Here is a 19,935-nt window from a genome sequence, read left to right as displayed (position 1 = left end):
AGGCCGAAGCAGGCGTTTGTGGATGTTGCACCGGTGAGAACTTCGATAGAAGGCAACCAGCGTGACGGACCATCAACATCCACGCCTGCACAGGCGGCAGCGTTTGGCCCATTCTCTGCCTTGAGTTTTTGGTTCCTTTTGGGTCAAGCCAAAAGGGACACCTCGGTTGGGGAAAACAGTCTCCTATTTCACATTCAGGCTTCTTAATCATCTTTCCTTGTTCATTTTTTCATCGAAGAATACCAAAAAATTCGCCGCCGGAGAATGGGAATTATGAATGAAGAATGATGAATTTCGAAGGGGCAGAAACGGAGAACCCGGGGCTTTCCCCCTTGTGGCAGTTATGATGGAAAAGCGGTAAATGATGTTCGAAGGAGGTGCAGGGGGATGTTCAATGAAGAATGAGGAATGAGGAATGAAGACTTCGTTAAGCAAGCTAAATCCCTCTTCTCCAACCAAAGCCTGTCCCGACCGCTTTCGGGAAGGGATTTTAACAGTGCCTTTATTGCATACTGAGCTAGATCTTATTCCAAGAGTTCCAAAATCAATTTAACTTTTCCAGTACGGCTTTCTCAAACCAGCGGGGATAATTTTCAACCTGCAGATACCCTTTGCCATCATTCTTCTTTTCAAACAGTACGGAACTTCGTCTCTTGGAATTATCCAGTATGTATGCCCGGTCTGTTGTCTTGAGGGCACTATATAGAAGTGACAAACTCCGTTCATATCTTTCAATAATCTTCTGTTCAGGAACCGGATGCCCACCCTTCTCGACCCTGTTTTTCACCCTGCTTATATTGATCATGGGATCATCCGTTGCAATAAAATAAAGATATGTCTTGTATCCCTTCGACTTAGCCCGGATTATTCACGAAATAATAGAAAATGAAGGTTTAGTAATCGATTTTATTTCAGATACAAAAAATTATCTATAGCTCAAATTTGGGTGTAGTTGCAACGGGCTGCGAAATTGGGTCGTGCACTTCGTTGTCTCCCGAAAATGGCTCGTCAACGTACCTCGGTACGCCTCCTGCGCCATTGTCGGGACGCCTTGTGCACAACCAAATTTCTTGGTGAATATTCCGGGTTAGCAAACTCCAGGAAGTCAATTTTACCGGGATGCGACATTACTGTCTCAAAACTAAAACTTATTTGCTCATCGAGCATCCTGTATCGTAGAAAATCAGTAATAAGAGCAGCCGTATAGGCATCCAAGTCATTATTTTCACAAATAAGCATATCTTCTTTGAGCCGTACATGAGGAACATTCCCCGCCTTCTCAATACGGGTTTGTAATTCCCCAACCTTCTCTAAAGCTTCCGTCCAATTTTCCTGAAGTACACCGGTCAGCTTATACTCTCTCAGATCCAGATATCCAGCATTTTCAAGCTGGTTCAACAGCTTATCTGCATTCAACACCGGTCCCAGTGGTATTCCGGTGTTATCCAACCTTTGGATGAGTTCGGTCTTTCCGGATCCATTCGGTCCGGCAAACATTCTAACTCGTGGTACGGGCATTAATCAAAGATCACTATTCGAGGCGGGGAGGATTGTTTCTTTTTCTCAAGCTTTTTGATCCTGTGTTCTTCACCGGAAGCATCTAATTTAACCAGATAACCATCCTTTTCATACAACGTGTCTAATCCCAGGGCCCTGTTCTTTCTGCGAGCCTCGCGCGATATATGCCACAACGCCTTATTAAGTTCATCGGTCGTTATTTCTTTTTTCCTACTCATAATCACATTTCCTGTGCTTTAAATAATATCTTTCTGTTTATAAATATAACAAAAATCTACCCTGATTATTTATCAAGATGTTTTTGGCGGGCGCTTGCAACGTGAATTATTTTCATTTTCAATTTAAGTGATTATATAGTTAACAGTTTTAAATTCCTATTTATTCAATCTCCCTCAACTACGTTGAAACTTCGTTAAGCAAGCTAACTCCCTCTTCTCCAACCAAAGCATGGTTCGAAACCTGCGAGGTTTGTTACTCCGGAAGGGACGACCCCTCTCAAGGCCACTGCCTTTCCAGGAAAGAAACCTCGCAGGTTTGGGAGGAAGGCGTTGTTCGGAAACCCGGGGGTTTTAGAAAGGGCATTGTTCTCTATCCCTCCACGCCTGTAGTGGAGTGTGGGATTAGGGATTAAGGATTTCGAATGGGAAAATCGTAATTCTAATCGTACGACTGCTCAAAGTGGCCCATGATGCTATTCTGCCCGGGAGGGGGCTTTATTCGGCGGCGGGTTCTTTTGCGGTCGCTGAACCTGTTTCTGCTGATTCGAGCAATGCCTGGTAGAGGGCCAGCGTTTTGTCCACCACGTGATCAACGGAGAGGCTCTCCTCCACTTTTTGCCGGCCCTTTTCGCCGAATCTTTTCCGGAGGCCGGGGTCGTTGACCAGCGTTTTTATCCTCTCGGCAAGCATATTAGAATCTTTGACCGGCACCAGGTAGCCGTTCTCCCCGTCATCCACCACTTCACGGCACCCCGGCGCATCGGTAGTGACAATCGGGCGCCCCACCGACGCCGCCTCAAGCAGGGCCTTGGGCAGACCCTCGCGGTACGAGGGCAGGCACACGATGCTGGACTCCTCCAGCGCCGTTACCATATCCTCCTGGTAGCCTTCATAAAACAGTCCCTCCTCGCTGTCCCACTCCCTGAGCCGTTCCCTCGGGATCGACTTCGGGTTTTTGGGGTCCGTGTCTCCCAGCAGGTGAAACGTCGCATCGATCCCCTCCCGGTTCAGCTTCTGGGCCGCCGCCACGAACTCCCCGACCCCCTTGTCCCACAGCATGCGGGCCGGCAGCACCACGGTAACATCGTCATTCGTTTCCGGGAGATAATCAAATTTTTGGGTATTGACCCCGGAACCCCGGATGATCGTAATCGCCTCCCGGTCCAACAGTTTGTAATCGAGCACCATCTGCCTGTCATCCTCGTTCTGCAAGATGAGCCGGCTGTTGGGATGATTAAACCCCAGGCGAAAGAGGGTATTCACCACGGGGCGAATCACCCTGTTCCTGAGGTTGTGGTTGATATAGAGATAGCCGAGCCCCGAAAGGGCGTTCACCACCGCCGGCACCCCGGCCATCCGCGCCGCCATGCTGCCGTGCAGCACCGCCTTGACGGTGACATGGTGCACCAGGTCGGGCCCAACCGTTTTGTACAGCCTGGCAAGGTCCCATACCGAACGCAGGTCGGTAACGGGATTCAGGGACCCGGGATCCATCGCCAGCCCGTGCCAGGTCAAGCCTTCACGGCGGGCCTGTTCGGCCGCCTCATCCATTTGAGGGGTGGCGACATGTACATCCCACCCCCTGTCAATACAGGTGTTTGCTATGGGAAGGCGGTGGGTTACAAAAAAGGAATAATCGTTAACGACGAAGAGAAGTTTCATTTCACTGTAAAAAAATTAATCAATATTAACGAATAGACACTATTCCTTCCGCCAGTGATACTGTTTTAACCCATAGAACATGACGATAATAGGCATAAACTTGGATTTATGACGAATGGCAGAACCAAAATTGGACGTCCCGTAACTAAATACAAAGACATATAACAACAGTATATAAAAGAGATAGCGGAAAATGTCATTAGCCCATAGTTCCCTGCGGTACTTCCACATGATATAGCTTATATATATTAGGAAACCAGAATCAATAAACCCCTTTAGATGCGTAATAGAACTTATATCCCACGGGAAAGGCGAAAACAGAAAATAGACTACTCGAATGGGTGCCTGCCAAATAATATCCAACGGGTTGCCTGGTGCCATCCCCGTTAAATAGGCGGCCCCGCCATGCGCCCGGTTTTCCACAGCAGTACCGGCCGCGTCTGCAGCTTGTTCTGCCGCCAGTAAGCGGGAGAGATCACCGACCGTAGAAAGCTCAGGCAGTCCCTGCATACTTAATACCACAATACCAACCGTAACAACAGCAGTTGTTAAAAACGTACCTTTCTTTACCCTGGTCGTTTCTAACGCCCGCAGGTACCTGCTCAGAATAACCCCGCCCACAACAATGGCCATGACCAAGATGCCGAAGACCATCCCCCCGTGGAAAAAGGAACTAAGGATGGTAAAAAGGAACGAATTTACCACAAACAGGGAGCGGTTCGTTTTGAGCCACTTGACGAAATAGAGAATACCCAGGCTCAAAAACAGAATAACCTGGACTTCGCGAAGAAATACGGCCGAATGTTCTATGACCGTAGGATGCAGCGCAAAAAGCCAGGCGGCTATATAGGCGTATCTTTGTTCCAGGAATTCATCGGCAATTTTGTACACCACATAGACGGTAATGGTACCCAGGAATACATTGAACATCTGTAGCAGCAGCATATCGCGGCCGAATACCGAATAAAGCAGAGCTCCCAGCCAGCTGATCACATAAGAGCTGGACGGGTTAAACAACTCTAAAAAAACATCGCCGCTGTACTGCGACCATTGCCAGGCATTGGCTTCAAACCTAAATGCATCACAGCAGCCCGCGGGGAGTATAAAAACGTACTGGTGGATCAGCGCGGCCGCGGCCCGGGCTATATAAGCCACAAACAGCAACCGGCCCAGCTTCCTATTACCCAGCCAGTAGATTAGAAATCCTAAAATTCCAATAAGTAGAAATACAATTCCCCACATATTACTGTAAACTATTAACAGTCATAAAAAACATTTTTAACGCATTTATGTATTGGCGTTACGTTGTGCTCACGAATTGGAGTATCGCCGAAAGTAATTCAATATTCGATCAATACCTGCACGCCAGCTAAACTTCAAAGTATAGCCGTCAACTAAACTAATGCCATCGCCAAATTCTATAGAATGTATTCCTTTGCCTTTCTTTGCGCCCGAATAAACAATAGACCCGAGACGCTTTTCCTGGTACCCCTGCTTCGATAATTCTTCAATTTCAAAGATATCAATCCCTTCGCCATAACGCTTTCCAAAACGCTGACCAAATCTATACATAATTCCTTTTTTTTCATAAATAGGGCCTGCCATTCGCCCTCCGTATGAATCTATAACTACAGGGTTCAACGAATGGGAGGTGTAAGGCCCCCAAAAAGAATCAGCATGATATAAATTTAAATGATAACAACTGCTTTCATCAGCCGGAGATACAAATGCCCACCATTTTTCATTGTGTTTATAAAATATGGGATCAACACCCGATACACCTTTTATTGTCTTGTAGTTTTTCTCGGCTACCGTATTATCAGCTTCTAAACGATATCCACCCTGTTTATTATTCTCCTTCATTTCAGGCACCAGCCAGTAGCTGTCATCCACGTTATAAACCTTTGGAAAAGACAAGTGGAAATCCTCCTTCAGGATTACAGAAAATTCATTATTGTCTAAATTAACTTTCGTAATTTTTCCTTTGGCTTCATTCTGCAACCACTCTTCAACAAAAATAAAATTGTCATCCAAAGGAGAAAAAGAAGGATCCGCAAAGAACCCTTTTTCAGGACCACGAAGCCATTCAGGTTCTATTGCATTCTCCTTTTCAAGTGTAATAGCTTTTATATTTAAAAGACCAACTTTCCAATCATAGCTCCAAAATGCTTTTTCTAAAAACCATGCAATCTTAGCTTTTAGCAAAAGAATAACAAGTATCATTAATTGCCTGATATTGGGATTTTTATAAACCTGCCCCAAATTTCCAGGTTTATCATAACATAAGTTATCATGTTCTAACGCAATAAGAGCTTTTTTTAACAGCAATACACTTTGGCGATAACACAGGCTTAACGTTTTTTTAAACGATCCCCTGGCAACCGGAACAAATCCTTGTTCAATTATATTTCCAGCATCCAGTTTTTCTTCGAGGCGCTGAAGCGTAATACCCACTCTATTTTCTTGATTAAGCATCTCCCAAAAAACAGGAGGTCTTCCCCTGTACTTTTCCAGATCACCATGATGAAAAGACCAAACACCATGAGCCGTTATATTTAATATCCGTCCGGCCAAAATCCCAAAACCGAAACGAAGAAGAAGATCTGGTTTCTTTGACTGTATCCATTGGATATCCTCCTGTGGGAAAAATTCCTTATATCCTTTTTTTTCAACAGATACGCCGTGATATGGTATTTCAAAAAGCCATTCCGGAGGTTCCTCCACATGCATTTCCTTGGGTGCAACTATTGATCGCTTGATTCGGCTTAAGAACGAAACTTTTTGGTTAGTTAGCTTCTGCTTATCTAATTGGTTCTCCCTTTTTTGGACCAAGCAACAAACTTCGATATTCGGAAGCTCACGAATTACCTGTAAACACTCCACCTGCCACTTGCGCAACCCCTCGGGACCAATTAATATACCTATGGTAATGCTATTCACTACTACACCAACTCTCTAAATAAATGATCATACTTTTCCGCTGCATTGGATACCGAAAATCGTTGAACAGCAGTATTTCGAGCATTATCACCCACCTTTTCTCGCAGATCAGCTGAAGTTAACAATGTAGAAAGAGCCTCATACCATTGCCGGCTGCCTGAAACTAACAAACCGTCCTGCTGATCGGTAACAACTTCTTTATTAAAGCCTACATCAGAAGCTACAGCCGGTACACCAACCGCCATATATTGAATGATTTTAAATGAACATTTCCCTTTCGTCCAATCGATATCACGAAGAGGCATCAGGCCGATATCAAAAGATTGAAGCTGCTCCAACTCTTTCTCATCAGACCAGTATTCAAACTCTGCATCAAGCTCCCTAATCAAATCATCGTTCTTTAGGTCAGATACAATACGAAACGTAAATTGATGCCCGTTTTTTCTGAGCTTCTTAATAGCATCAACCACCAACTGCAATTCAACATAGTTAGAGCTGGTCCCCATCCAACCGATCACAGGATCGTTTTTATGTTTTTTCTTTACGGCGGGCGAATATTTTTCTACATCAATACAGGTTGGGATTACTTCGGTTCGAGTAAACGGTGTTGAATTTTTCGCCAACCATTCATTCCCCGCAATGGTTAAGCTGCTTGCCTGGTATATATCCTGGAGGGCCTGTTGACGGGCCGGAGATTTTTCTCTTCTACCATTCAAAAATATGGCATCATCAAAATCAAAAACCACCGGTATGCCTCTTTTGGCAATCAACTGCTCCGGCAATGATGACCAGGGCCACGACAACCGCTGTACAAAAACGAGATCGGCATTTGTAATAAGGGCAGTCTGGCAAGCCGTAATAATACGTGCACACGCCCTATACCCTTTTTGGAGGTATTTATTCTTTATCTGAGCATCTATCCTGCCATAACGATATAAGCGTTGACAGTTCCATCCCTTTTTTGACAATCGTTCTGCTATAGGGTCAACCCTAAATCTCGACGACGGCGCATTAATCCCTTCAGAGATAAATACAATGTTCTTAGACATTTCATTATTGTCATTTGTACTCATTCTATCTAATTCCTGGATAATCCTTGATATATCTGGTCATATTTTTGCACTCCCTTTTCTACCGAAAACCAATCTTCGGCAGCATACCGGCATCTTTTAGCCAACTCCGGATCCTCGATCAGTTTACTTAGCTCATGAACAGCCTCCCCCAGTGTTGTTTCATCTGTTCGGTCGATAACAACACCTACCTTATATTTATTGATAATATGGGCCACATCCCCCACTCCTGAATTGGCCACACACGGCACGCCGCAGGCCAGGAATTCCCCCATGCGGGTTGGAGCAGAGCCCAGTTTGGAAAATCCCGGTTCAAAAAAAAACGCCCCGACCGTCATATTCCGCATTTTCCCGGGTACCTGCTGGTAGGTGCAACTGCCAATTTTTAACTCAGAAGGATGTACCCCGTTTTCTTCCGCTTCACTTTTTATAAAATCCGCGGAATCGCGGGAAACGAACTGTAAGGATATAGTGGGAATCCGCTGTTTCAACGCTTTATAAAAGCTAAATAACCAGTCAATTTTAAACCAGCCACTGACCGTGCCCACCGATCCCAAAACCATTTCACTTTTCTGTTCCTTTTGCTGCCCTTGTCCATTCATTGAAAACAGGTCCAGGTTCACGCAGGTCGGTATTGTTGTTATTTTATCCGCCATACCTTCCGAACTGTACTTCCCAGTTAAAAATTCTTCAGCAGCTTTGGTCAGGGTTACCACATGATCGGCCTCTTTCAAACACTTCGCCTCCAATTTCTTCAACATTTTGTACAACAAGGAATCCTCCTTCAATCGTCCCGCTGTTACCATCTCATCTGGCCAGAACGCCCGCATATCAAAGATAAATGGCACTTTGCTCAACTTCTTCAGGCATAATCCAATGAAAGTGGGGATGTATCCGCGGCAGTGGATAACATTGATATGTTCTTTCTTAATTACACCATATGCTTTCAAAACAAAACGTGCCATATCATAAATTGTGGCCAGCAGGCGCGGGTTTTTATGATAGGTTAATGGAATCCAGTTGATATGATATTCCCTGCATTGATCTCTAAGTCGTTCAAGTTCCTCCCCATCCTGAAGATCCCCCGGTTTCTCAAAAGTTATCAGGTAAATGGTATGGTTATTTGACAGTCGCTGCAGGTAGTTTAACACCTGGGATTGGCCGAGCGGCTCCAGTAAGCCGGTGTAGGATAAATACAAAATATTTTTTTTCGCCATAAAGTGGGAACAACAATGTCAGGCTGAAAAATTACATTTATTTCTTAAAAGGGAATCAAGTATAAGTAAAATTCTCATTAGCTGTTATCTCCTGGGAAAAGCAGCTCCAAATATTGGTCGGCAATTTTCTCCACCGAAAAATCCTGCGCTCTTTTTTTTAAAAATTCAGGGTCATGCTCTTTTTCCAACTCTTCTAATATGGCATGAGCTATAGCATCTGGGTTACCCACCGGAACCAACCTGCCATACTTCCCATCTTCCAGGATTTCTGCCGGTCCCGACTTGCAATTGGTGCTGACCACCGGTACCCCACAGGCCAAGGCCTCTACAATGACGTTACCGAACCCCTCCCAGGCGGAGGAAAGCACAAACAGGTCGGCACTCTTCAGATATTGCAATGGCTCTTCAACAAACCCGGGCAGGTGGACCGAATCCTCCAGGTTTCGCTCCTGGATCATCCGCTCCAGCCTCGGGCGTTCATCCCCTTCTCCCAGAATGAGAAGCTCTGCACCGATCTCTTTTTGGACTTTTCCAAAGGACTGTATCAAAGAAGGAAAGTCTTTTTGTTTTTTTAATGAACCTATGCCAATTATTCTTTTTGATGTTTGGGATCGCCAAAACTCATTGTTTGCCTCTATTGCATCCACTTTTTCAGTAGCGGGTGCAGCCGGGTTATAAATCACTGTTGCATGTTCCAAAGGTTGATTACTAAGATTCCTTAAATCGCTAACAACCCCTTTGGATACCCCTATTACGCTATCCCCATGTGGATAGGAAAGCCGCATGCTGAATGGAATGAGCCATTTATTTAACCCTTTTTTTCCTTTTCTGTACATAGGGGTACTGGTTATCTGGTTATGTTCGCTGATAACCACTCGGGGTTTGTGCTTTAAATATTTCGCTGCCCAAATCGCGATGATTGACACCGGCCACATTGCAGCCAACAAGGCATCTGGTTTCTCGCTTGTTATATAATTACGGAGTGGTATTAAGCCATCCCGGAGTTTTTTTGCATTCAGGTTTATGACCTCTGCCTCATCGGGAACCAGGCTTAACAGTTCACCTTTTTCTTGGAATAGTACGAATTGGGCTTCATAGCTTTTTCTTATGAAATAATCAGCAAGATGAATACGCATGCGCTCTACGCCGCCACTGCACAGGTTAGGAAGAACTATTGAAATTTTTTTTTTCATATACAATATCCTAAAAAAATCACTTATCATTAAAAGGATAAATGATTTTACTTGGAGATTTCTGATAAGACTATTTTATAAATACGTTGCCATCTTGGACGTAAACTTAATATATATTCTTTAAAAGATGCATTAGACAATTTATTAACTAAATATTTCCAACTTAAAATTGAAAGTAACACCATAAGAAAGGTTAAACTAATTGCAACTACTTCAATTGAAAATTGAGCACCAATAAAAATAGGAATGGGAACTATAGATAAAACAAATAAATTCCAATAAAATTCGACATCTGTTCTTCCTGTAGCAACTACTAAGCTACCTATAGGATTACCGATCGATCGTAAATACATGTATAAACACAAAACCTGAACTACAAAAACTATATTCAGAAAATCTGGGCCGTAAACAAAATAAACTATTGGATAAGCAAATAACGCGATTAATATATAAACGGTAAAATTTGCTGTAGATACAAAATTTAAAAATTTGAGGAATTTATTTTTTAATTGAACCTTATCATTCTGTACAAATGAAAGGACTGGACTAGCTACTTTAGTTATCACTGGATTCAAGATTGATTTTGGTCTTTTGACCAATTGCTTCGCAAGATCATAAGCTCCTAAAGCATCTGATCCCAAAAATTTACCTATAAGTAAGACCTCTAAATTTTTATTGAAATAGTTAACTATCTGTCCACCAACTTGATATATACCTATTCCAAGAAAAGGCCTTGCTTTATTGTAACTGAAGTAAAATATCATTCCATGATCATTAAACCCTTTTACAAAATAAACAATATACGAAACAGCAAATTTTGCTAACCCAGCATAAACTAAAGAGTAGACTCCAAATCCTTTAATAGCTAAAATTATGCCCAATACTAAACTAACTAATGCAGCAGAAATATCTACAAATGCCAAATAACGAAAATTCAATTGTTTTTGCTCAATCGTTTTGAATTGATTACCCAGAGCAGCAAAGACTATACTTAATGACATCAATGGAATCAAAGTAGAAAGCTCTGGCTCTTCGTAAAAACCAGCAATTAAACTGCTTGATAAAGTTACTGCAATAAATAAAGCGAGACTTATTAATACATTAATCCAATATAAACTAGCATACTCTTTTAATGTTATATCTTGCTTATGTAATATTGCTGTAGTTAATCCAGCATCCATGAATAATTTCATGAAGCCTAATACAAAATTGACGAGGGCCATCAATCCAAAAGCACCAGCTGATAAGAAACGTGCTAGAACAGAAACTTTTAAAAGACTAGCTAAAGCAACAACAATAGTTGAAACAGTTGTCCACTTTACTCCCGAAATACTTTTGTCTCTTAATGACATCCAGGATTAATTTAATAGTGGACTAATTTTGTGAACTAGTTCCTCACAAATTTTTCCCAAGGATAGCTCATCTTCAATTATTTTTCTATTCTTCATTACTTTTTTCTTCTCTAACAAATTAAATTTGTCTTTATTTGAAGCGTTAAAGTCATTCTCTATAGAATAGATATCACATCCGATACGGTTTAAATAATGATATAATGTGTTTTTCTTGTTAAGATAAACTTTTGATCCTAAATGAATTGCATTTAAAACATTTCCGACTGCTTGTTGACGATAATGGTTCATTAATACAAGCCCACAACTCTTTAATATTTTTTGGTATTCCCTAATTGGCAAAAACTTCTTTAGCGGTTTAAAATTAGATCCGAAGAGATCTTTTCCCTTTTTGATAATTTTTTCTGCGTAGGCCTCATCTCCATAACTAAGAGGACAGATAATTTTTTTATCTTCAACTTTATTTTTTTTCAATTGTTCAAAAGCTTCCAAATGATTATTAGAATAAGAAGCCGAATTCCCCACTAATATATTATTTCCATTTACAACACCGGACTGTATATCAAGCACATTTTCAATAGGGAAATAAGTAAATCTTATTTGCTTTATATCTCTTAAGCCAATCTTATCCTTGAAAAACTCAAATTCTTCCTTATACAGTATTCCCATGTAATGCATACCTTTCATCACTTCTATGAGTTGTAAATAAGGTTCTTTTTGATGCTTAAATAATTTGTAATAGAAAGGCTTTATTTTCTTTTTCATTTCTTTTTTATAGCTATAAACAAATTTTTCATATGTTTTTTTCCCATACAACTCCTTGCCACACAAATAGGGATTTCTATATACTTCAAAACCAAATACATTCCATATCTTTATGGTATTTTCTGGTATTATCTTTATTAATGAAAGCATACTAGTACTAATTCCATGAAATACAATAACGTCAGCCTTACTTAATGTACTACTTATCCTTTCATCAATATTTCTTATAAAAATAAAATGATAATTTTTATAGTCCGATAAATGTTCTATTTCCTGATTTTTATAGCGTTTTATAATCAGAAATTTATTTTTCCCAGGAAAAGCCTTCTCATAAATATTATGGGCTGTATCAATAAACTTTTCATCCGTGGCTATATGCACTATCGGCTTTGAATTGTTCTGCAAACTCATGAATTGTACTAATGATAAATTCTTGTTCTTCTTTAGTTAACTCATAATAGAAAGGCAACCTAACAAGGCAGTTTGAATACCATTCTGTCTTCGGTAGCAATCGACCGTCATGCTTTTTGCGGTAAAATTTTGATTTGTGTAGTGACTGATAATGAAAAACACTTTGTATATCCCGTTCCTTTAAAAAGGTAATAAATGCATTTCTCTGTTTTTCGCTTTCACAAACTAGATAATACATGTGACCATTGTTAGTTGCATAATTGGGAATGGTTGGCTGATTAATATTTAGCTTTTTACAAGCTTCTTGCAACCCTTCATGATATCGATTCCAAATTCTAAGGCGTTTTTTCTGAATCTCTACCATGTTTTTTAACTGGGCATATAAAAAAGCTGCATTCAATTCAGAGGGAAGAAAAGAAGATCCTATATCCACCCAGCCATATTTATCTACTTCTCCCCGAAAAAACGCAGAACGGTTGGTACCTTTTTCCCAGATAATTTCAGCTCGTTCTGTAAATTTATCGTCATTTATTGTCAACATCCCTCCTTCACCAGAAATCACGTTTTTCGTTTCATGGAAAGAAAATGTTCCTAAATGACCAATTCCTCCTAATTGACTCTGAGTATCATCAGTGATATAATAACTGTCAATTGCTTGAGCAGCATCTTCAATTACATATAAATTTTGTTTATTAGCTATTGCCATAATCTTTCCCATATCACAAGCTATCCCTGCATAATGGACCACTACAATGGCTTTCGTATTTTCGTTTATTAAGTCCTCAATTTTTGACTCATCCATACCAGGATGATCTTTACGTGAATCAACAAATCGTATTTTTGCTCCGCGTAAAACAAAGGCATTAGCTGTAGAAACAAATGTATAGGAGGGCATAATCACTTCATCTCCAGGCTCGATATCCAATAATATTGCTGCCATTTCAAGAGCATCTGTACAGGATGTTGTCAATAAACAATCATCAAATCCAAATTCTCTTTGAAAAAACTGCTGGCACTTATTAGTGTATTTTCCATTTCCAGAGATATGACCACTTTCTACAGCATCTTCGATAAAGTTGAGTTCTTTACCTGTAAGAAATGGCTTGTTAAAAGGAATATTCATTGATTCCATAAGTGATATATATGTATTACTTCCTTTTTAAAGAATCCGTTATTTAAATAAAAATTACATGCTGGCTTATTTTGAAGTTGGGTTGCTACTTCCAAGTATTTACATTTTTCTTTTTCTGCAAAAATTTTAGCGGTGTCTAATAATTTACTGCCAATTCCCACGCCCCTATATTTTTCATCTACAGCAATTAATCCTATAACGGATTTTTTATTTCTTAGTCTTAAAGTTACAAAGCCAACTATTTCATTTTCTTTTTTGCAAACAAAAACCCTATCTGCAATTTTTTTGCTTAAACTATTTTCAATCCATTTTTGATATAACTTTTCAAATTCATTATCACTAAATTTTTCATCTAATTTAAACCGTGAATAAATTCCACTCTGATAACTTAAATTTATTAGCTTTTGTTTTTCTTTATTATTTATATTTTTGTTATTAATATTATATATATTTTCATGTTTTAAACTAGGACTTGAATAAAATTCTTCAAGTTTCTTGCTAAATATTATTTTAGTAAAAGGTTTTGGTAGCTCTTCCTTATTCTCAACTTCTTCATGAGCATATAAATATATTAAATCAAAAGAATCCAAGTTATATATATCAGAGGGTTGAAATACTGATCTATATAAATCTAATCTTCCAATATTATAACCAAAGAAATTACTATCCCAATCTAATTTTTTGATCATAATTAATTATATCATATGATATTCAAACCTGTAAGTAAATTTATATGATTACAAAGAAATCCCGTTAAATGGTCTTAAGTTATTATCTTTTTTAGATAGAATTAGGATTTCTTTATTAGGCCAATCAATATCTAACTCCTCATCATCCCACCGAATACCCCCTTCACACTCAGGAGCATACTCTGCCGTTGTCTTATAATGCACCACCGCCTGCTCGCTCAACACGCAAAACCCGTGGGCAAAGCCGGGCGGGATAAAGAGCATCCGCCGGTTTTGGTCGCTCAGCTCCATGCCAACCCATTCCCCGAACGATTCAGAATCCTCGCGAATATCCACCGCCACGTCAAATATCCGGCCCTGCACCGCGCGCACCAGCTTGCCCTGCGCCCTGGGCGGCCGCTGGTAGTGGAGGCCGCGGAGTACGCCTTTCCTGGAAACGGAGTGGTTGTCCTGCACGAAATCGTAATCGATGCCATATTCTTTAAAGGCCGATTCCTTGTATGTTTCCATGAACGCTCCCCGCTCGTCGGTGAATCGTTTTGGGGTTACGAGGATTAGGTCGGGGATTTTGAGTTGTTCGAAGGTAAAGGGCATTTTTTAGTGTCTAAAGTCTGAAGGTCGAAAGTCTAAGGTCATATGGTTGTCGAAGGTCTGAAGGTCGAAGGTCAAGGGACTTTGGACATTCGACATTCGACCTTGGACTTTCGACTTTTGACATCCTTATTATGTATCATAAATAATTTCGAGTTCATTAACCTGGTTTGTGCTGCCATTTAAATAGCTGATTAATCGTGATAACTTTCCGGAGCACTTAGTCAGCTTATCTTTGCAATTATTAAATTCTGATTTGCTTATATAATCCTGGTCCAGTGCTATATAACATTGGGCCCGGCATTCACCGGCTGATCCTTTGGCAATTTTCAAATAACGGGCAAACTGCTTGTCAGAGCCGGATTCAAAGCCTTCGGCAATATTCGACATAATGCCAATGGCTGACCGCCGAATTTGATCGTTCAGTGCGTAATCCTGACTAAAGTCTTGACTGTTGGTCAACGTATATACTTCGTTGACAATGTCACGGGCAAGTTGCCAGACCTCCAGGTCTTCGAATTTGGTTATTGTTGGCATTGAATTCTGTTTTAGATGCTAACAAATAGTGACAAAAGTAGTTTTACTTTTTGTAAGGTCATAATACTAGTCGAAGGTCAAAGGTCTGAAGGTCGAAGGTCGTTTTGGTTGTCGAAGGTCTGAAGGTCTAAAGTCTAAGGTCAAGGTGACTTTGGACATTCAGACCTTGGACCTTCGACCTTGGACTTTCGACATTCGACCTTAGACATTCGACCTTCAGACTAATTCTGCCAGGTATTCGCCATAGCCGTTTTTCGACAATTCGTCGGCCATTGCCAGCACTTCGCTGTCGTCGATCCACCCTTTGCGCCAGGCGATCTCTTCGAGGCAGGCGATCTTGAGCCCCTGCCGCCGCTCGATAATTTCTACAAACTGGGCGGCCTCGAGCATGGCATCGTGGGTGCCGGTGTCGAGCCAGGCGAAGCCGCGGCCCAGCAATTCTACGTTCAGGTCTCCTGCTTCTAGATATTGTTTATTCACATCGGTGATCTCGAGTTCCCCGCGGTCGGAGGGTTCTATGTTTTTGGCGATATCGACCACGCGGTTGTCATAGAAGTAGAGGCCGGTGACGGCATAGTTACTTTTGGGGTCATCCGGCTTTTCTTCAATGGAAAGCGCTTTCTGGTTTTCGTCAAAATCCACCACGCCAAAGCGTTCGGGGTCGCTCACCTGGTAGCCGAAGACGGTGGCGCCCTGCTCGCGTCCTGCGGCGTTATGGAGCATTTCCGAAAGGCCCCGCCCGTAGAAGATGTTGTCGCCCAGGATCATAGACACATCATCATCGCCTATAAACTCGTCCCCGATAATAAAGGCCTCGGCCAGCCCGTTGGGTTCGTCTTGTACGGCGTACTGCAGGTTCAGACCCCACTGGCTGCCGTCTTCGAGGAGTTCTTCAAACCGGGGCGTGTCTTTGGGGGTGGAGATAATGAGTATGTCGCGTATGCCGGCCAGCATCAGCACCGAAAGCGGGTAGTAAATCATCGGTTTGTCGTATACCGGGAGCAGCTGTTTGGATACGCCTTTTGTTATGGGATACAGGCGGGTTCCGCTTCCACCAGCGAGGATAATGCCTTTCATGTTGTTTTTGCTTTTAGTTTTGTTTTTGAAATTTTTCGATTTTTGTCAACGGTCGAATGTCTGAGGTCTAAGGTCTAAGGTCTAAGGTCTGAAGGTCAAAGGTCAAAGGTCGGACTTTCGACATTCGACTTTCGACTTTCAGACATTCGACTTTTGACAATTAGGTCGTGCCAAGGCGTTCTAAATCGTAGTTGTTGCTTGTTACTGCCTCACACCAGTCAATATTATCAAGGTACCACTGCACGGTTTTGCGGATGCCGGAGGCGAAGGTTTCTTCGGGTTTCCAGCCGAGTTCGGCTTCGATCTTGGAGGCGTCGATGGCGTATCGAAAGTCGTGTCCGGGGCGGTCGGTGACGAAGGTGATCTGATCCTCATAGTTACCTTTATCTCTAGGCTGTAACTCATCCAAAATAGAACAGATCGTATTAACCACTTCAATATTCTGCTTCTCGTTGTGTCCGCCGATGTTGTAGGTTTCACCGATCTCCCCTTCCTGCAATACCTTGTAGAGGGCGCGAGCGTGATCATCCACATAGAGCCAGTCGCGCACGTTTTCGCCGGTGCCGTACACCGGGATATCCTCTCCCTGCAGGGCCTTGAGGATGACGACCGGGATCAGCTTTTCGGGAAACTGGTACGGGCCGTAGTTGTTGGAGCAGTTGGTGATCAGCACCGGGAAGTCGTAGGTGTGGAACCATGCACGGGCCAGGTGGTCGGAGGACGCCTTGCTGGCCGAGTAGGGCGACCGGGGATCGTAGGGCGTGGTCTCTTTAAAGAATCCTTCTTCCCCAAGCTCCCCATATACTTCGTCCGTGGACACATGGAGAAAGCGAAACTGCTTCTTTTTCTGCTCCCCCAGGTCCTCATAATATTCTTTGGCGATGTCCAGCAGGTTGTGGGTTCCCACAATGTTGGTTCGGATAAACTCCGCCGAGCCGTCGATGGAGCGGTCCACATGCGATTCCGCGGCCAGATGCACGACGGCATCAGGCTTATACTTGCGAGACATATCTTTCATTTCATCTGAATCGCAGATATCGGCCTTTTCGAAGTGATATCTTGCGGTGTGATCAATTTCTTCAAGATTTTCCAGATGTCCGGCATAGGTCAATTTGTCTACATTGATAACCGTATTGTCTGTTTCCCGAATTAAATAACGGACGAGGGCGGAGCCAATAAATCCGGCACCACCGGTTACGAGGATGGTTTGCGAGGGTGATGTACTCAATGGTAACTTTTTGTTAGTGTTCGAGTTAAGTGAACGCTCAAATTTTAACTTACAGAGTCTAAGGTCTGAAGGTCTAAGGTCTAAGGTCCAAGGTCTAAGGTCCAAGGTCTGAGGTCTGAGGTCATGATGACTTTGGACCTTCGACTTTCCGACCTTTGACTTTCAGACTATCAGACTTTTGACAATGTTCTCTTGTAATGTTCAAACGCCTTTTCCAGGCCCTCCTTTACATAGACCCCGGGATTATAGTCAAACAGTCGTTCCGCCTTTGAGATATCGGCAAGGCTATGGCGAACGTCACCCGGCCGTTCCGGGCCGTGGTTTGCTTCAATATCTACATTAGCCAGCTTCGATATCGTTTCCCACAACTCATTCAGCGTAATCTGCTCGTTGCATGCAATATTTACCACTTCATGCCGGTTCAGTTCCCCGGTATTTAATAGGGCCTTGATATTGGCCTGTACCGCATTGCTTACATAGGTGAAGTCGCGGGTCGTCAGGCCGTCCCCGTTGATAGTGGGCGTTTCTTTTTCAATGGCGGCCTGCATAAAGATCGGGATTACGGCCGCATACGCCCCGTGCGGATCCTGGTGCGGGCCAAATACATTAAAGTAGCGGAGCCCGATGGTATTGAAATCATACACCTGGCTGAATACATCCGCATAGAGCTCATTCACATACTTGGTAACCGCATACGGGCTCAGCGGCTTGCCGATATTTTCTTCCACCTTGGGCAGCTCTTCACTATCCCCATAGGTCGAGGAGCTGGCCGCATAGACCATCTTCTTTACCGACGGCTCGTCGCGGGCGGCCACCAGCATATTCAGGAAGCCAGTGATATTGGAATTGTTGGTATTCAGCGGATCTTCGATGGAGCGGGGAACGGACCCCAGCGCGGCCTGGTGGGAAACGTAATTCATACCTTGTACCGCTTCCCTGCAGGTGGCCGGGTCGCTTATATCACCTTCCATAAATTCAACCTCATCCCGGTTCACAAACTCCTCAATATTTTTAAACCTGCCGGTTGAGAGGTTGTCGAGCACCCGGACCTGGCCCGCGCCTTGTTTTACCAGGTATTCCACGATGTTGGAGCCGATAAATCCTGCACCGCCGGTTACGAGAAATGCATATTGACTGATATTGTCTTCCGTAAAAGCTTCTTCGTACATCAGAAATTTCCTTGCTTAAATTGGCAGGTAAATAGTAATAGTTAAAGTCTCTCTACAAGAATGATACTGGTTGCCACCAGTGATATAATCGGGCCGATTACCTGTGCGTAATCGATAATGGAGGGCCTCCGCTTGACCTGCAGGGCTACCACCTGGTTGTTTTCCAGTTTGAATTTTCGCATTCCCTCAGGCAGTGGCTCATTCATCCTGTATTTAAACTGGGTGAGCGTCTCCATACCGGAGTCTGAACTGTATTCAGAGATATTAACTTCAATCCGCATCTTCGACCAGTCGAGTTGAGTTTGCTGGTTGCTCAACGTTCCGGGACCGAAAGCGTAGGAAATAAGCTGAGGCAGCCTGGTGTCTTTCGGGACCAAATATCGCCCCGGGCTGCCCACATCGCCCCACACATTGACCGAGTCGGCCAGCTGCCCCGGTTCAGCTACCCGGATGATGCGTTCGCCCATTCTAAATTGCTGCCCGGGTGCTTGTTGGCCCTGGGCAAATTTTTGAAATGGAGACAGGAAGAGAAAAGTTAAGGTGGCAATAGCAATGAGCATTACCGGTGAAAAACCGTGCGGTACGAAGGACTTCGGGGTGGGGTTGGGCGTAGATCTGGGTTTGGGTGTCATAAGGTCTGAAGGTCGAAAGTCGAAGGTCTTTTTGTTGATTGTTGAGGGTTCGTCCTTGCTTGTTGTCTCAATGACTGTTTTGTCCACTGGGTTTAACGGCTGCCACTCAACTTTTCAACGGTTGAATAACGGGCGTAAGGTTAATGGTTGAGGTTTTTTATGTCAAGCGGGAATATAATTATAATGTTAAGAATTTCTTAATCTTTTGGGTGGTGGATGGGAATTATGAATGAAGAATTAAAAATGATGAATTTCGAAGGGGAGATCGTATGAACGAGTTATAGCATCATGTCCAAGACCGGAAGAATTTCTGTCTGACAAGGGGGGCGGGCTACAAAATATACAACCTGGTCTTTCCCGGCCTTGAATGGGGCGCGGAGGCCGAAGCAGGCGTTTGTGGATGCCCTGCCGGTGAGAACCTTGATAGCGGGCTACCAGCGTGACGGACCATCAACATCCACGCCTGCACAGGCTGCAGCGGGTGCCCCATTCACCGCCTTGAGTTTTTGGTTCCTTTTGGGTCAAGCCAAAAGGGAC

The 19,935-nt window shown here is 43.0% G+C and carries 20 protein-coding genes; 1 reads left to right on the top strand and 19 read right to left on the bottom strand.

Going from position 1 to position 19,935, the window contains the following annotated elements:
- On the top strand, nucleotides 1-207 hold a 207-nt coding region (locus tag ACG2E4_RS17070; protein ID WP_395277341.1), incomplete at its 5' end, for a hypothetical protein.
- Nucleotides 208-544: 337 nt separating this feature from the next.
- Here the strand turns inward: ACG2E4_RS17070 and ACG2E4_RS17065 are convergent.
- The 19 genes from ACG2E4_RS17065 to ACG2E4_RS16975 form a co-directional block, all read right to left on the bottom strand.
- A complete protein-coding gene (locus tag ACG2E4_RS17065; RefSeq protein WP_395277340.1) occupies nucleotides 545-805 on the bottom strand; it encodes a hypothetical protein in 261 nt (86 codons plus the stop codon).
- A 203-nt stretch (nucleotides 806-1,008) separates the two neighbouring features.
- Nucleotides 1,009-1,416, bottom strand: a complete 408-nt coding sequence (locus tag ACG2E4_RS17060) for a hypothetical protein (protein WP_395277339.1) — start codon at nucleotides 1,414-1,416, stop codon at nucleotides 1,009-1,011.
- A gap of 101 nt (nucleotides 1,417-1,517) precedes the next feature.
- Nucleotides 1,518-1,736 (bottom strand): hypothetical protein, encoded by a 219-nt coding sequence (locus tag ACG2E4_RS17055; RefSeq protein ID WP_395262255.1) that lies wholly within the window; start codon nucleotides 1,734-1,736, stop codon nucleotides 1,518-1,520.
- Between the two features lie 495 nt (nucleotides 1,737-2,231).
- Complete coding sequence (locus ACG2E4_RS17050) at nucleotides 2,232-3,398, bottom strand: glycosyltransferase family 4 protein (RefSeq protein WP_395277338.1); 1,167 nt, start codon at nucleotides 3,396-3,398, stop codon at nucleotides 2,232-2,234.
- A 39-nt stretch (nucleotides 3,399-3,437) separates the two neighbouring features.
- Complete coding sequence (locus tag ACG2E4_RS17045) at nucleotides 3,438-4,640, bottom strand: ArnT family glycosyltransferase (protein WP_395277337.1); 1,203 nt, start codon at nucleotides 4,638-4,640, stop codon at nucleotides 3,438-3,440.
- Between the two features lie 69 nt (nucleotides 4,641-4,709).
- Nucleotides 4,710-6,338, bottom strand: coding sequence for a formyltransferase family protein (locus tag ACG2E4_RS17040; protein WP_395277336.1), 1,629 nt, complete (start codon nucleotides 6,336-6,338; stop codon nucleotides 4,710-4,712).
- A gap of 2 nt (nucleotides 6,339-6,340) precedes the next feature.
- Nucleotides 6,341-7,411: a glycosyltransferase family 4 protein gene (locus tag ACG2E4_RS17035; RefSeq protein ID WP_395277335.1), complete on the bottom strand. Its 1,071-nt coding sequence runs from the start codon at nucleotides 7,409-7,411 to the stop codon at nucleotides 6,341-6,343.
- A gap of 5 nt (nucleotides 7,412-7,416) precedes the next feature.
- On the bottom strand, nucleotides 7,417-8,625 hold the full coding sequence (locus ACG2E4_RS17030) for a glycosyltransferase family 4 protein (RefSeq protein WP_395277334.1): 1,209 nt from the start codon (nucleotides 8,623-8,625) through the stop codon (nucleotides 7,417-7,419).
- A gap of 77 nt (nucleotides 8,626-8,702) precedes the next feature.
- Nucleotides 8,703-9,818, bottom strand: coding sequence for a glycosyltransferase (locus tag ACG2E4_RS17025; RefSeq protein WP_395277333.1), 1,116 nt, complete (start codon nucleotides 9,816-9,818; stop codon nucleotides 8,703-8,705).
- 47 nt (nucleotides 9,819-9,865) lie between these two features.
- The gene (locus ACG2E4_RS17020; protein ID WP_395277332.1) at nucleotides 9,866-11,170 is read right to left on the bottom strand and encodes an MOP flippase family protein; all 1,305 of its coding nucleotides are present in this window, start codon (nucleotides 11,168-11,170) and stop codon (nucleotides 9,866-9,868) included.
- Nucleotides 11,171-11,176: 6 nt separating this feature from the next.
- A complete protein-coding gene (locus ACG2E4_RS17015) occupies nucleotides 11,177-12,343 on the bottom strand; it encodes a TDP-N-acetylfucosamine:lipid II N-acetylfucosaminyltransferase (RefSeq protein ID WP_395277331.1) in 1,167 nt (388 codons plus the stop codon).
- Nucleotides 12,294-13,466: a dTDP-4-amino-4,6-dideoxygalactose transaminase gene (rffA, locus tag ACG2E4_RS17010; RefSeq protein WP_395277342.1), complete on the bottom strand. Its 1,173-nt coding sequence runs from the start codon at nucleotides 13,464-13,466 to the stop codon at nucleotides 12,294-12,296. Before rffA ends, ACG2E4_RS17015 begins: the two co-directional genes overlap by 50 nt.
- The gene (locus tag ACG2E4_RS17005) at nucleotides 13,463-14,164 is read right to left on the bottom strand and encodes a GNAT family N-acetyltransferase (RefSeq protein ID WP_395277330.1); all 702 of its coding nucleotides are present in this window, start codon (nucleotides 14,162-14,164) and stop codon (nucleotides 13,463-13,465) included. Before ACG2E4_RS17005 ends, rffA begins: the two co-directional genes overlap by 4 nt.
- Before the next feature lie 48 nt (nucleotides 14,165-14,212).
- Nucleotides 14,213-14,758, bottom strand: coding sequence for a dTDP-4-dehydrorhamnose 3,5-epimerase (gene rfbC, locus ACG2E4_RS17000; RefSeq protein ID WP_395277329.1), 546 nt, complete (start codon nucleotides 14,756-14,758; stop codon nucleotides 14,213-14,215).
- Nucleotides 14,759-14,887: 129 nt separating this feature from the next.
- On the bottom strand, nucleotides 14,888-15,292 hold the full coding sequence (locus ACG2E4_RS16995) for a four helix bundle protein (RefSeq protein ID WP_395277328.1): 405 nt from the start codon (nucleotides 15,290-15,292) through the stop codon (nucleotides 14,888-14,890).
- A gap of 216 nt (nucleotides 15,293-15,508) precedes the next feature.
- Nucleotides 15,509-16,369, bottom strand: a complete 861-nt coding sequence (rfbA, locus tag ACG2E4_RS16990) for a glucose-1-phosphate thymidylyltransferase RfbA (RefSeq protein WP_395277327.1) — start codon at nucleotides 16,367-16,369, stop codon at nucleotides 15,509-15,511.
- 160 nt (nucleotides 16,370-16,529) lie between these two features.
- Nucleotides 16,530-17,597 (bottom strand): dTDP-glucose 4,6-dehydratase, encoded by a 1,068-nt coding sequence (gene rfbB, locus ACG2E4_RS16985; protein ID WP_395277326.1) that lies wholly within the window; start codon nucleotides 17,595-17,597, stop codon nucleotides 16,530-16,532.
- Between the two features lie 170 nt (nucleotides 17,598-17,767).
- On the bottom strand, nucleotides 17,768-18,766 hold the full coding sequence (locus ACG2E4_RS16980; RefSeq protein WP_395277325.1) for an SDR family oxidoreductase: 999 nt from the start codon (nucleotides 18,764-18,766) through the stop codon (nucleotides 17,768-17,770).
- A gap of 41 nt (nucleotides 18,767-18,807) precedes the next feature.
- Nucleotides 18,808-19,398 (bottom strand): hypothetical protein, encoded by a 591-nt coding sequence (locus ACG2E4_RS16975; RefSeq protein ID WP_395277324.1) that lies wholly within the window; start codon nucleotides 19,396-19,398, stop codon nucleotides 18,808-18,810.
- Nucleotides 19,399-19,935: the final 537 nt, after the last annotated feature.

The sequence above is a fragment of the Halalkalibaculum sp. DA384 genome, assembly GCF_043951955.1.
GTDB lineage: Bacteria > Bacteroidota > Rhodothermia > Balneolales > Balneolaceae > JAMQKA01.
Note: the sequence above shows the minus strand (reverse complement) of the source record. Positions and strands in the feature narration are given on the sequence as shown.